Origin of the sequence: Corynebacterium sp. ACRPF (assembly GCF_022347395.1) — a bacterium.
Lineage (GTDB): Bacteria > Actinomycetota > Actinomycetes > Mycobacteriales > Mycobacteriaceae > Corynebacterium > Corynebacterium tuberculostearicum_D.
On record NZ_JAKRNB010000005.1, the window covers coordinates 17,687 to 30,576 of the forward strand.

Here is a 12,890-nt window from a genome sequence, read left to right on the forward strand (position 1 = left end):
TTATTACTTATTCATCTGCTTCTTGCGAGCAGCAGCACGCTTGCGGTCGGTAGCGGAAAGCTCCACCTTGCGCACGCGCAGGACGTCCGGGGCGACCTCGACGCACTCGTCGTTACCACAGAATTCCAGTGCTTCTTCCAAGGAGAGGGTGTGCGCCTTGGCCAGGGTGACGGTGGCATCCGCAGTAGCGGAGCGCATATTGGTCAGCTTCTTTTCCTTGGTGATGTTGATGTCAATATCCTCATCGCGGTTATTGGCACCAACGACCATGCCCTCATAAGCCTCGGCGCCCGGCTCGACGAAGAAGTTGCCGCGGTCAGCCAGCTGCATCAGCGCGTACTGAGTGATCTGGCCGGTACGGTCAGCCACGAGAGAGCCGGTCGGGCGGGACTTGATCTCGCCGGCCCAGACATCCAGGCCGTCGGAAATGGAGTTGGCAATGCCGGCACCACGTGTCTCGGTCATGAACTGGGTGCGGAAGCCAATGAGACCGCGAGCAGGAACGCGGAAGACCATGCGCACCCAGTCGCCCTCGCGAACGTCCATGGCCTGCATCTGACCCTTGCGGCCAGCCAACAGCTGGGTAATAGCGCCCTGGTGCTCGGACGGGGAGTCAATGGTGAGGATCTCGTATGGCTCGTAGGTCTTGCCGTCGATTTCCTTGGTCACAACCTGCGGCTTGCCGATGGTCAGCTCGAAGCCCTCGCGGCGCATGGACTCGATGAGCACGGATAGCGCCATCTCGCCGCGGCCCTGGACCTCCCAAGCATCGGGGCGCTCGGTAGGCAGCACGCGCAGGGACACGTTACCGATAAGCTCCTGCTCCAACCGGGCCTTGACCATACGCGCGGTAAGTTTATCGCCACCGCCCTGTCCTGCCATCGGGGAGGTATTGACGCCGATGGTCATGGAGATGGCCGGCTCGTCCACGGTGATGCGCGGCAGAGCCTCAGGGTTTTCCGGATCGGCGATGGTGTCACCAATCATGACATCGGAGATACCGGAAATGGCTACGATATCGCCGGCGATGGCCTCCTCCGCGGGCTGGCGCTCGAAGCCAACGGTGCGCAGCAGCTCGGCGACCTTCACGGTCTTGGTGTGCTGGTTGCCATCCTCGTCGTAGTGGATCCAGGCCACCTGCTGGCCCTTCTTGATGCGGCCGGCGTAGATGCGCAGCAGCGCGATACGGCCCAGGAAGTCGGAGGCGTCCAGGTTGGTCACGTGCGCCTGCAGCGGGGCGTCGACGGTAGCGGAGGGCTCTGGGAGGACGTTGTAGATGACGTCGAAAAGCGGCTGCAGATCCTCGCCTTCAGGGACGTTGCCATCGCCTGGGTTCTCGGTGGAGGCAACGCCGGCGCGGCCGGAAGCGTAGAGAACCGGAAGGTCCAGCAGCTCCTCGGCGGCGGCCGCAGCTTCCTCGTCCTCCAGGCCGGCGGCGATTTCCAGCAGCAGGTCCTGAGACTCGGAGACAACCTCGTCGATGCGGGCATCTGGGCGGTCAGTCTTGTTCACGCAGATGATAACCGGCAGCTTGGCTTCTAGTGCCTTGGTGAGCACGAAGCGGGTCTGCGGCAGCGGACCCTCGGAGGCATCGACGAGCAAGACAACGCCATCCACCATGGAAATACCGCGCTCGACCTCGCCACCGAAGTCGGCGTGGCCTGGGGTGTCGATGACGTTAATAATCAGGTCCTGGCCGTCCTTGCCCAGGCCCTTGCGGTGAATGGCCGTGTTCTTGGCCAGAATGGTAATGCCGCGCTCGCGCTCCTGATCATTGGAGTCCATGACGCGGTCCGTGTGTTCACCGTGGTCACCAAAGGCGCCGGACTGCTCCAGCATGCCGTTGACCAGGGTGGTCTTGCCATGGTCAACGTGCGCGACGATGGCAACATTACGGAACTCGGTATTACTCACTAGTGGGGTTCTCCTTCGGAGGATCTACAGCGCTTGCGCGCGCGAAATTGATCTTGAACGAGCTCCCACGATACCCCCTTAAAGGGCCAAGTGCAGCATTGGGGATGGCTTTACCCCGTAACGCACCGTATAGAACGGGCGAAAAATCTTATAGATTGCCAAAGCACTTGACACTCCCCCAGCCATCACTATCGTTACTGTAGGTAATATTGTTACAAATGTGACAACTGGGGTTTAACCGCCCTTCCCGAGACCGCACCCAAGGAATTGATAACGTGAGCCACGCCCGCACCACCTGGCGCCTGTCCGGCCGCACCGGTTATATCGCCGCTGCCACGGCCGCGCTCATCGGCCTCGCCTCTCCCCTCGTCGCCCCAGCGCAGGCTTCCGCACCGGATCTTTCTTCCTTGGTGCAGCAGGCGTCCTCCCATAGCCCACTGGACGAGCTCGGCCGCCCCAACCAGGAAACCCAGGACCGCATCCGCGCTTTTGCGGCACAACCGTGGATTCCCGAGGATGTTCGCAACGCTATCCTCTCGGGCCTCGCGTTCTTCGCCGGCGGCGGCGATGGCAAGGACGGGGTAGCCATGCCGGAGGGCAATAACCCGAACTTCCGCCAGTTCTACTGGCCCACGGTCTCCGCACACTGCATCGACGGCACCAGCGATGCCATGGGCTCGGCCATCGCCGTTCCCGGCCCCACCGAAATGCCGGCACCGGGCGCAAAGCCCGGTGAAACCGTATTCCTCTTCACCGCTCTTGGCACCCCACCGGCCGCGCGCGAACAAGGCGGGATGAACGTGCAGTGGTTCAACCTTGACACCCTGCGCAGCGGTGTCACCCCACTGAATAACAATGGCATCAATCAGGACGGCCCTACCACCTTGTCCGGCACCGCCCAGACCGGCAAGGGCACCGTCATCGCGCTGCTTTCTGGCGGCGTGAACACCCAGGAATCCCGCTGCAATTTTGCCCCGACCGCCGCCTTCCTTGAGGTGAAGTAGATGCCGGTGGATCTCCATCCGGTCAAGCGCGAGACCTTTAATACCGCCGAGTACACCAATACCGATCCCAAGGGATTCCTGCGCGAGGTCGACACGTACACCGAGACGGAGTTCGGCCTCTACATGGCACGCGGCGCCGACCACCCACGCTTCGGGTACTTGGAATCGTGGCTGCTGCCCGATCTCAACCTGCGCGCCAATATTTTCCATTTCCGCCCCGGCGTAGACGTCCACCAAGACTTTTATATTGATGTGGCCGAAATCCAGCGCGATGGCACGGTGTGGACCACCCGCGATCTTTATGTGGATCTTGTTGCCACCCGCGGCAAGCCCATTTCCGTGCTCGATATTGATGAGCTCTCTGCCGCGACCTCCGCTGGCTTGATTTCTGCCGAGGACGCCGAGAAAGCGATCGACACTACACTTGCCGCGGTCGAGGGCATTACTCGCAGCGGTGATGATGCGATGGCTTGGCTGGCGCATCAGGGGATACACTTAACGTGGTCCGATAACATCACCTTAACCCCAGAAGGATAATTTATGGCCGGTGGCCTTTTTGCCCTGCTTGACGACGTCGCCCTGATCGCCCGCTCCGCTGCCTCCAGCGTTGACGATGTGGCCGCCCTCGCGGGCAAAACTTCCGTGAAGGCCGCAGGTGTGGTGGTCGACGATGCTGCCGTAACCCCGCAATACGTGGAGGGAATCAAGCCGCAACGCGAGCTGCCGATGATCTGGCGCATCACCAAGGGCTCGCTCATCAATAAGCTCGTCATCATCTTGCCCATCGCCATGATCCTCTCTTGGATCGCACCGTGGGCACTCACCCCCATCCTGATGTGCGGCGGTACTTTCTTGTGCTTTGAAGGTGCGGAGAAGATCCTGCACCACGTTCTCCCCCACCGGGAAAAGGAGACCGAGTCAGTCCAGGAAAAGGGCGCCGATGCCGAGGACAGCCTAGTTAAGTCCGCTATCACCACCGACCTCATCTTGTCTGCCGAGATCATGGTCATTTCCCTTAATGAGGTCATCAACGAGCCATTTTGGATGCGCCTGGGTGCCCTCATCTTCGTCGGCATCTTGCTGACCCTGGGTGTCTACGGCGCCGTTGGCCTTTTGGTCAAGATGGACGATATTGGCATGGCCCTCAATAAGCGCCACGATGGCAAGTCCACGGTGGGCAACGCCTTGGTCAAGGGCATGCCGATCGTGCTGGATATCATCGGCGTCATCGGTACCGCCGCCATGCTGTGGGTAGGCGGCCATATCGTGGTCAAGGGCCTGCACGAGTTCGGCATGGATCAGCCCCACGAATTCATCGCGTCCACGACCGAGAATATCTCCAATGGCGCCCTGGCATGGCTGGCAGATACCGGCATGTCCATGGTCTGCGGCCTGGTGCTTGGCGTAGTCGTTGCCACCATCGTGATGGCGGTTAAGGCCTCCTTTGGCAAGACTTCGGCCACTTCTGCCGAGCCGGCGGAAGCTTAACGCTCCGTAGCCCGGCTGCATAGCCGGCTACATAAATAGCATCAGCGAAACCGCCATCACGGCCATGCCGGCAATCAAGCCGTAAATGGCGTGATGGTGCTCGCCGGTCTCCTCCGCGGTGGGCAATAGCTCATCCAGCGAGATAAAGACCATAATGCCGGCGATGGCGGCGAAGCTAATGCCCATCGTCGCCGGACCAATAACCGGCATGAGAAGGCCGAAGCCGATGAGCGCGCCGAGCGGCTCGGCCAGGCCAGACAAGGTGGCCCACCAAAAGGCCTTCTTGCGGGAGCCAGTGGCCTCGCGCAGCGGAACAGCCACCGCAATGCCTTCCGGGATATTGTGAATGGCGATGGCCACCGCCACCGGCACCGCAACTTCCTTAGAATCCAGGCCGGATAGGAAGGTGGCAAACCCCTCGGGGAAATTGTGCAGGCCCAGCGCGCAGGCGGTAAATACGCCGGTTTTCATTAGCTTCTTGCGGCGGGCTTCTTCGGCCGTGGTGGCCGGCTCATGGGGGTTAATCTCCTCCGGCACGAGCCGGTCAATGATGGCGATGACGGCGATGCCAGCAAAGAACGCCCCGACGGCGGCCCAGGTGCCGGTGGTTTCCTCGCCGAGGGCGTCGGAAAGCTGCGCAATGCCTTCCGGCAGGATCTCCATAAAGGAGACATACAGCATCACGCCGGCCGAAAGCCCCAGTGCAGCGGCCATAAAAGCCGGCCCCGGCTGGCGCCTTCCCACCGCCAAAGCGCCGCCAATCGAGGTCGATAGACCCGACAGCAGCACCAAGGCGAAGGCAAAGGCAAAGGTACTAAAAGTCATAGCTGGCACCCTACCAGCCAATAATTGTCAAGTATTAATTTTCTTCCTTATCCTCCGGCACCGGCGAGATGAACTCGCCATTCTTGATAGATGGATCGTTGTCCACATACTCGCCCGCCTCATAGTCATAGCCCACGGCGCGGCCCTCTTCGTCCGTGCGCGCGTACCAATCGGTCACCTCTGCTGCAGTGGAGTTAAAGTGCGCGCCCGTTGCGTAGTCGCCGTCTGTCGGCTCGATAGACAGGGCAAAGTTATCGCCATAATCGCGCACGCCCCGCACGATCGCATTAGAGACCGCTTCGTCCTCGTAGAAATGACGGATGGAGGCAGGATCATGGCGCAGCTCGCGCACCAACGCGATGCACATGAGCACGATGATAACCGCGAAAGGCAAAGCCGTCACCGTAATAAGGTTCTGCAGGCCCTGCAGCGCATTACGGCCACCGGCAAGCAAAATGACCACGGCAATGCCAGCCATACATACCACCCAAAAGACCGTTACTGCCGGGTTGGGCTTGGGGTTGCCGCGCTGGGTGAGCTGCGAGTTCACAATGGATGCGGAGTCAGCCGTGGTAATGAAGAAGACCACCAGCATGATGATGACGATGGGCGCCATCCACTCCGCTCCTGGGAAGTGGTCCAAGACCTTGAAGAAGATGTCTTCTGCCGCCGGCATGGAATCAATAGTGCCATCTGAGGCGATATCGCCATCGCGGCGCTGCAACCAAATGGTGGTACCGCCCAGGATGGTATAAGCGGCAACAATGATGGCCGAGGGAATAAGCAACACACCGAGCACGAACTGGCGGATGGTTCGCCCGCGCGAAATCTTGGCTACGAAGACGCCCACGAATGGCGACCACGATACCCACCAAGCCCAGTAGAAGGTGGTCCAGGAGGACAGGAACGCAACCATGTCTTCCCCCTGGCCCATATTGGCAGAGAGCATCTGCGGCATTTCATCGAGATATTCAATCACCACGGCCGGCAGCATATTGGCCAAGAAGGCGGTCGGCCCCACGACGAAGAAGAACAAGGCCAGGGCCATGGCCAGCACCAGGTTGATATTGGAGAGCCACCGAATGCCCTTCGCCACGCCGGAGACGGCCGAGAAGATCGTTCCGATGGACAGGACCACGATGATTACCAGCGCCGCGGTGTTGCCGGTGGTAGACCAGCCGCTGACCAATTCCACGCCGCGGCCGATCTGCAGCGCACCGATGCCCAGCGTGGCGGCGGTGCCGAAGAGAGTGGCAATAATGGCTAAGCCATCGATGATGCGCGCGGGCAGGGAATCAGAGGAGCGATTGCCAAAGAGCGGCATCAGGATGGAGCTCATCAGCGGCACGCGGCCGCGGCGGAAGGACACGTAGGCCACGCACAGGCCCACGATGGCATAAATCGCCCACGCATTAAGGCCCCAGTGCATGGCTGCCTGCGCCATGGCGCCCAGCACCGCTTCATCGCTCGCGGCCTCATAGGCACCAGGGCGCGGCGAAAGGTAGTAGCTCAGCGGCTCGAAGGGGCCGAAGAAGATAATGCCGATGCCAATGCCGGCGCCAAAGAGCATCGCAGCCCAGCTCACCGTGGAAAATTCCGGCTTCTCCCCATCTAGTCCGAGAGGGATTTTGCCGTACTTTGAAATGGCCAAGATGATGAGCAAAAACATCAGGAACGTCGCCAAGGCGGTAAAGATCCAGCCCAAGTTACGCATCACCCAATCGAGCGCTGCCGAAGAAGCATCGAAGACCTGCTCGGGCGCAATCACACCCCAGATTACGAAGGCGACGACCAGTCCGCCGACCACAAAAAGGATCGGCTTGTCTACTCCATACTTGACCTTCTGGTCCTCAATGGCAACGCCCGGCACCAGTGCGGGGTGGATATTATGCGGGTACATAATGTCTTTGAGAATGCGCTTGGCGTTGCGGGTGCGCTTTTTGCTTTCCTCCGAATTATTCACCCCACGCACAGGGCGGGATGAGGAAGACGGTAAAGAAGAGATGGTTCTACTCCTATTTTGTTTTCCGGGTTTCACTTTTAAGAGAGCTGTCTACACATTAATAGAAACTCGCAGGATATAAAGCTGGCGCCAGCCCTATCCCCCATATGCGTAAAATGAGCTACGCATTGTTTACCGGCCTTTAACCTTGGGAGTGACTTTCTATGGCGCTATACCCGCTCGCGACTAGTTACTTCGGCGTGGAGCATGTTGCGGTCCTCGAGCACCCAGTGCTGGGCACCGCATTGAGTATCCCCGGCGTGGCGAAGCACGCTGCGCTTGTCGACGTCTCCCTAGAACCCGATACCTACACCAACGGCTGGCGCGTTCGCTCAGACTTCGGCTTCTTAGGGTTTCTGGACGAGGTCGAGGCGGCGGAGTATCCCGCCTTGGAGCGATTGAAGGCTTCCTCTGCACAGCCACAGACGATCGCCACCGTGGAGGTAGTTGACGGCCAAGTCGAGGTTGCCGTGTCACTGGGCCTGTGGCCGTGGATGGTGCCGGTCAATGACCAACCGCAAGGAACCGCGCTGCTCTCCGGCGGACGAGGCGTGCTGATCGATGCCGCCGCCGGCGACCTATCGCCCGCTCAGCTTGAGCAGATGGGCACGCAGCAATTTTTCGTCACACTGGACGACCTTGCCGGCACCGCGGTGGCGACCTGCGACGATACGGTTCTCGGCCCCCTCAGCGACAGTGCCGCGCTCCCTGGACTGCGCGCCGCATTCGCTGCGGCAAACGGTTCTGGGGCGGGGCTTTCTGCCCGCGCCTACGCGAGCCACGGCATGCTTGCCGTCGATATCCCCGCCGATGAGGCCACCACCGCGGAGCTCTTCTCCCCCGCTGTTCCACCGCTGCGCGTGCCTGCCCCACAACCTGCGATTCCCGCCGCTGCGCCCGCAGCCACACCGGCTCAGCCCGAGGTCTGGGAGCACACGCTCTCCGGCGAGGCCGTCGTGACGGCCCGGCCCACCGGCTCGCGCCGCCCGAAAGGGCCACAGGCCCAGCCGGCTGCACCCGCTAATCCAGATGCGCCAGCTCAGCAGCACAATGAGCAAACACAACAACCGCAGGCCAGCGCCAAGCTGGCGGAGTTGGTCTCCTCCATCCCAGCAGAGCAGAATTTCAGCTGGCGTGCGCTGCCGGTAGCCGAAGAACCGGGCCGCTTTTCCTCCGAATCCGCGCGCGTGCGAGCCCGGCGCGTGGCCCGCGAAACCTCTCACCACCGCGGGGGCAATCACCGCAAATAGGTGCGGCGACCGGACTCAGGGGCCTTGTTAGCGCAGGGTGCGTTGGCCCCCGTCGCCGCGGCGAGTAATCCGCTGGGCGTCGAGGTATTCCAGCAGCGGGATGGCTACCCGCCGCGTGGTGCCCAGCGCTTTACGGGCTGCCGAAAGCGTAAAGGGCTGCTCTAGTTCGGCCAGCCGCCGGCGTGCTTCCTCCGGTGCCGAGGGCAAGAGCACGATTCCCTGCTTGAGGCGCAGGAGGCGCCCGGCGCGCTCGGCGGCGGCAAGCTCCTTGGGGCCCAGGCCCAGCTCCGTGAGATCATCTGCCTCGGGGGCCACAAAAGGTTCTGCCTTAAGCCTTTCCTCGATGGCAACGACCCCGCGCTCCGCCGCGCCGAGGTCCGCCCGTTGCCCGGGAAGGCGCAGCACTCCCTCGCTGCTTTCCACCTTCGCAGCGGCGATGGCAAGGCCCAGCAAGCCTTCTTCTTGCAGGCCGAGGGCGTCCATGGCCGCCTTGCGGGGCATTCCCGGTGCCAGGGGATGTGCGGCGGCGTGGGCGTGCAGGGCGTCGGTAAGCGCGTGCTTCCACCGCGTAACTTGGGAGGCGGCAATCCACCAGTCGCGGAAGGCGATAATGCCTTGCGGCGGCGCTGCGGTAGTAAAGCCATCGCGGGCTAAGTCATCCACACGGGCAAAGCCGACGCGGCGCAGGTAAGTGGCAGGATCGCGGAATGAGTGCTGGGCGCTGAGATCTTCTGCGCGGCGGCGGGCGGCTCCGCGCCGGTTAAGCTCCGGCGGGCGCAGGTCTACTGTCTCTACGCCGGCGACGACGTGCCGGCCGCCAGGGCTGCGCACTACGAAGCGATCAAGGAGCCGCAGCGGCTGCGGGTGCGCCAGGCTGATGCGCGCGAAATCGGCGGACAGGGGACGCAGGTGGGCCTCTACCCCGGCAGTACCGGTGTGCACGACGAGGTTATCGGGCAGCCCGTCGAGCTCCGCGCCAAAGGTGCGGCGCACATCAAGGTGGTCCACCATACGCCACGCACCCGGGGTTAGCAGCACGTCGCCGCGGTGGATATCGGCGGCATCCGCCCCACGCAGGTTGACGGCCGCGCGAGTGACGGGGCCGAGTGAATCCTGCGCACGATTTTCACTATGGAGGCCACGGATTTCCACGTCCCTTTCCCCACCGGCCGCGGCCACCTTAAGGCTATCGCCCACGCGCAGGGTGCCCGCGGAAAGCGTTCCGGTCACCACGGTGCCCGCGCCCTTCACGCTAAAGGCGCGGTCCACCCACAGGCGCACGGGTGCCTGCTCATCGGGAGCGGGCGCAGCGGCAAGGACCTCATCGAGCACCTGCCGCAGCGCCGCAATGCCTTCGCCGGTGGGGGCGGATACGGGGATAATGGGGGCGTCGGCAAGCGGGGTACCGGCCAGCTGCGTCCGGATTTCTGCGGTGCGGTCCACGGTGGCGCGGTCGCTGCGAGTGAGCGCAATGATGCCATGCTTTACTCCCAGCGCACGCAAGGCATCGCGGTGGTCGGTGGACTGGGCCTGCCATCCCTCATCGGCCGCCACCACGAAGAGGACGACCGGGGCTGGGCCCACGCCAGCGAGCATATTGCCCAGGAATTTTTCATGGCCGGGCACATCTACGAAAGCCACATCCGCGCCAGAAGGCAGCGTGGTCCAGGCAAACCCCAAATCAATGGTCAGGCCGCGGCGCTTTTCTTCCTCCCAGCGGTCCGGGTCCATCTCCGTAAGAGCCCGGACCAGGGTGGATTTGCCGTGGTCCACATGGCCGGCAGTAGCGACGACGTACACCTAGCCCACCGCCTTAATAGCGGCAATAACCGTGGCGTCGTGGTGAGCGGGAACGCAGCGAATATCCACCAAGCAGCGGCCCTGATGCACGCGGCCTACCACGGGCGGGTCCTGGCGGCGCAGCGCGTCCGCATAGTGCTCAGGCAGGCTCACTGCATAGCCCGGCAGCGGGTATTCGGGCGCCCCGCCACCGCCCACGCGGCCATCATGAGGCACCACTTCTGCCCCAACTGCCTGCGCGATGGCTTCCGTGCGCTCGCGGTGGGTCTGAGGATCGAGGTGGAGGGCGTCCTGCACCGCATTCGAGGGCGTCGAAATGGCCGCCTCCAGCGCGTTGAGGCGCAGCTTATCTATGCGCACCGCACGCGCCAGCGGGTGCTTCTTCACCGCGGCAATCGCTTCCTTGGTGCCGAGCAAGATTCCTGCCTGCGGGCCACCAAGTAGCTTATCGCCGGAGGCTATGACGATATCGGCCCCGGCGCGCAGCTGAGCCTGGATATCTGGTTCTTCTGGCAGCGCCGGGTCATGGGTGAGCAGGCCGGAGCCCAAGTCCACGATGAGTCGCGTATCGTGCTCCACCGCTAGGCGGTGCAGTTCCTCTACCCCGACTGCGGAGGTAAAGCCCTCGATGCGGAAATTGGAAGGGTGCACCTTCAAGATGGCGCCGGTGTTGACGCCCAGCGCGCGCTCGTAGTCGGCCAGGTGCGTACGGTTAGTCGCCCCAATTTCTTTAAGGCGCGTGGCCGTGGACTCGATGAGCTCCGGCAGGCGAAAGCCCGCACCGATCTCAATGAGCTCGCCGCGCGAGATGATGACCTCTTTGCCGGGAGCGAGCGCAGCGGTAGCCAGCAGCAAGGCGCTGGCGCCGTTATTGACCACCAGGGCATCTTCTGCACCGGGGCAGGCTGCGAGCAGCGCGGCCGTGGCGCCGGTACCGCGATTTCTGGATCGCTTGCCCGAGTCCAGGTCCATTTCCACATCCGTATAGGAGGCGGCAGCGTGCAGGGCCTCTACCGCGGCGCCGGGAAGCGGGGCACGCCCTAGGTTCGTATGAATGATGACGCCGGTGGCGTTAATGACCGGCTGCAGGGAATGCGCATTCTTTTGTTCCAGGCGCTTCGCAATTTCTGCGGGTATATCACTGACCGGCAGCTGACCGCGGCGCGCTTGGGTGACTGCGCCCTGGATTATCGCGCGGATGGTGTGCTCGGCTAGGCGGTGGCGCGCGGATTCTACTTCCGGCAGCTGGAGCAGCTCGTCCATGCGGGGGATATTCCTGCGGGGATCCGAGCTGGCAGCAGGCGTGGGCGTGGGCACTGTGGCATTCCTCCTTGCGCGCGAGTGGCGGAGACGGACAGGAATCGAACCTGCCAGACCGAGATGCTCGGCCTCACCGGTTTTGAAGACCGGGGCGCCCACCAGGACACGTACGCCTCCGTGTGCTCACCTTACACGGGCATTCCTCGGTACCGAGACACCTACCAGACGCTACATTCACCGCGGTGCGCCACGGTGGCTCCTGCGGCACTCAAGGAGATTCCTTTGCTGCGCATTATTCCCCGCTAATACGCAGCAAGGGGCTCCCGTAGAACTAGTAAAATAGCCGTATGACCGAAGATATTAAGCTCACCTCTTTCGCGGCCGGTGGCGGCTGCGCCTGCAAGATTCCCGCTGGGCAGTTGGAATCCGCCGTCGAAGGCCTCATTGGCAAGTCCGACCCCAACGTGCTGGTTGGCTTGGACGATGGCGATGATGCCGCAGCCGTAAAGATTCAAGATGGTCTGGCGGTCATCTCCACCGCGGACTTTTTTACGCCCATGCTCAATGACCCTTATGACTGGGGACGCGTAGCCGCGACCAATGCGCTGTCTGATGTCTATGCCATGGGTGGCACCCCGGTTACCGCCATTAACCTGGTGGGCTGGCCCAATGAAAAGCTCGGATTGGACGTGCTGCGCGAGGTCCTGCGCGGCGGCATGGATATAGCCACCGAGGCCGGCATCTCCGTCACAGGTGGGCACTCTATCACCGCGCCCGAGCCGCTGTACGGCATGGCTGCTACCGGCATCGTGGCCCCCGACAAGCTCATGCGCAACGACGCCGCCGAACCCGGCCTGCCCATCACCCTGACCAAGCCCATTGGCGTGGGCATCCTCAACAACAAGCACAAGGCCACCGGCGAGGTCTCCCAGGCCGCGGTCGATTCTATGACCACCTTGAACCGTGAGGCCGCCCGCGCAGCGGTGGAGGCGGGCGTGCGTGCGGCCACGGATGTCACCGGCTTCGGGTTGCTCGGCCACCTGTACAAAATGTGCCGCGCTTCCGGCATCGCCGCGGAGCTCGACTTTTCCGCCGTGCCCACCATCGAAGGCGCGAAAGAGGCGCTGGCGGAGGGCTTCATCCCCGGCGGTTCCCGCCGCAACCTGGACTGGGTGCGTCCCCACCTCGATACCTCCTTGAGCGAGGAAGAGCTGGTGCTGCTTGCCGACGCCCAAACTTCCGGCGGCCTCCTCCTCATCGGCGAGGTTCCCGGCTACCCCGTCATCGGCCACACCACCGAGCGCACCGGCGATGCCTATATCAAGGCCTAAGATGCGCCGACGCCTC

At 62.7% G+C, this 12,890-nt stretch carries 10 protein-coding genes and 1 tRNA gene; 5 read left to right on the plus strand and 6 right to left on the minus strand.

Annotation, left to right across the window (positions count from 1 at the left end; translation table 11 throughout):
- Positions 1 to 3: 3 nt before the first annotated feature.
- Positions 4 to 1,914 (minus strand): translational GTPase TypA, encoded by a 1,911-nt coding sequence (gene typA / locus MHX61_RS03230; protein WP_239192530.1) that lies wholly within the window; start codon positions 1,912 to 1,914, stop codon positions 4 to 6.
- Between the two features lie 275 nt (positions 1,915 to 2,189).
- Here typA and MHX61_RS03235 point away from each other — a divergent pair, with 275 nt between their 5' ends.
- From MHX61_RS03235 to MHX61_RS03245, 3 genes are read left to right on the plus strand one after another with little or no spacing between them, the layout of a single operon-like run.
- Complete coding sequence (locus MHX61_RS03235; RefSeq protein WP_204609569.1) at positions 2,190 to 2,918, plus strand: hypothetical protein; 729 nt, start codon at positions 2,190 to 2,192, stop codon at positions 2,916 to 2,918.
- Positions 2,919 to 3,455 (plus strand): DUF402 domain-containing protein, encoded by a 537-nt coding sequence (locus MHX61_RS03240; protein ID WP_239192533.1) that lies wholly within the window; start codon positions 2,919 to 2,921, stop codon positions 3,453 to 3,455. It begins immediately after the preceding gene.
- A gap of 3 nt (positions 3,456 to 3,458) precedes the next feature.
- Positions 3,459 to 4,406 carry a DUF808 domain-containing protein gene (locus MHX61_RS03245; protein ID WP_239192536.1) on the plus strand — a complete coding sequence of 316 codons (948 nt, stop codon included), beginning with the start codon at positions 3,459 to 3,461 and terminating at the stop codon, positions 4,404 to 4,406.
- A gap of 27 nt (positions 4,407 to 4,433) precedes the next feature.
- Here the strand turns inward: MHX61_RS03245 and zupT are convergent, their stop codons facing one another.
- Together zupT and MHX61_RS03255 are read right to left on the minus strand one after the other, a co-directional pair.
- Positions 4,434 to 5,231, minus strand: a complete 798-nt coding sequence (gene zupT, locus MHX61_RS03250) for a zinc transporter ZupT (protein WP_150851315.1) — start codon at positions 5,229 to 5,231, stop codon at positions 4,434 to 4,436.
- Positions 5,232 to 5,265: 34 nt separating this feature from the next.
- Positions 5,266 to 7,203: a BCCT family transporter gene (locus MHX61_RS03255; RefSeq protein ID WP_239192539.1), complete on the minus strand. Its 1,938-nt coding sequence runs from the start codon at positions 7,201 to 7,203 to the stop codon at positions 5,266 to 5,268.
- A 194-nt stretch (positions 7,204 to 7,397) separates the two neighbouring features.
- Between MHX61_RS03255 and MHX61_RS03260 the strand changes: the two genes are divergently transcribed.
- On the plus strand, positions 7,398 to 8,483 hold the full coding sequence (locus tag MHX61_RS03260; protein WP_239192542.1) for a hypothetical protein: 1,086 nt from the start codon (positions 7,398 to 7,400) through the stop codon (positions 8,481 to 8,483).
- A 27-nt stretch (positions 8,484 to 8,510) separates the two neighbouring features.
- Here MHX61_RS03260 and selB read toward each other — a convergent pair whose 3' ends face one another.
- The 3 genes from selB to MHX61_RS03275 form a co-directional block, all read right to left on the minus strand.
- Positions 8,511 to 10,283 (minus strand): selenocysteine-specific translation elongation factor, encoded by a 1,773-nt coding sequence (gene selB / locus MHX61_RS03265; protein WP_239192545.1) that lies wholly within the window; start codon positions 10,281 to 10,283, stop codon positions 8,511 to 8,513.
- Positions 10,284 to 11,600: an L-seryl-tRNA(Sec) selenium transferase gene (selA, locus tag MHX61_RS03270; protein ID WP_316987277.1), complete on the minus strand. Its 1,317-nt coding sequence runs from the start codon at positions 11,598 to 11,600 to the stop codon at positions 10,284 to 10,286.
- A 25-nt stretch (positions 11,601 to 11,625) separates the two neighbouring features.
- Positions 11,626 to 11,720, minus strand: a tRNA-Sec gene (locus MHX61_RS03275).
- Positions 11,721 to 11,890: 170 nt separating this feature from the next.
- Between MHX61_RS03275 and selD the strand changes: the two genes are divergently transcribed.
- Positions 11,891 to 12,874: a selenide, water dikinase SelD gene (gene selD, locus MHX61_RS03280; RefSeq protein ID WP_239192548.1), complete on the plus strand. Its 984-nt coding sequence runs from the start codon at positions 11,891 to 11,893 to the stop codon at positions 12,872 to 12,874.
- The last annotated feature ends 16 nt before the right edge of the window (positions 12,875 to 12,890 follow it).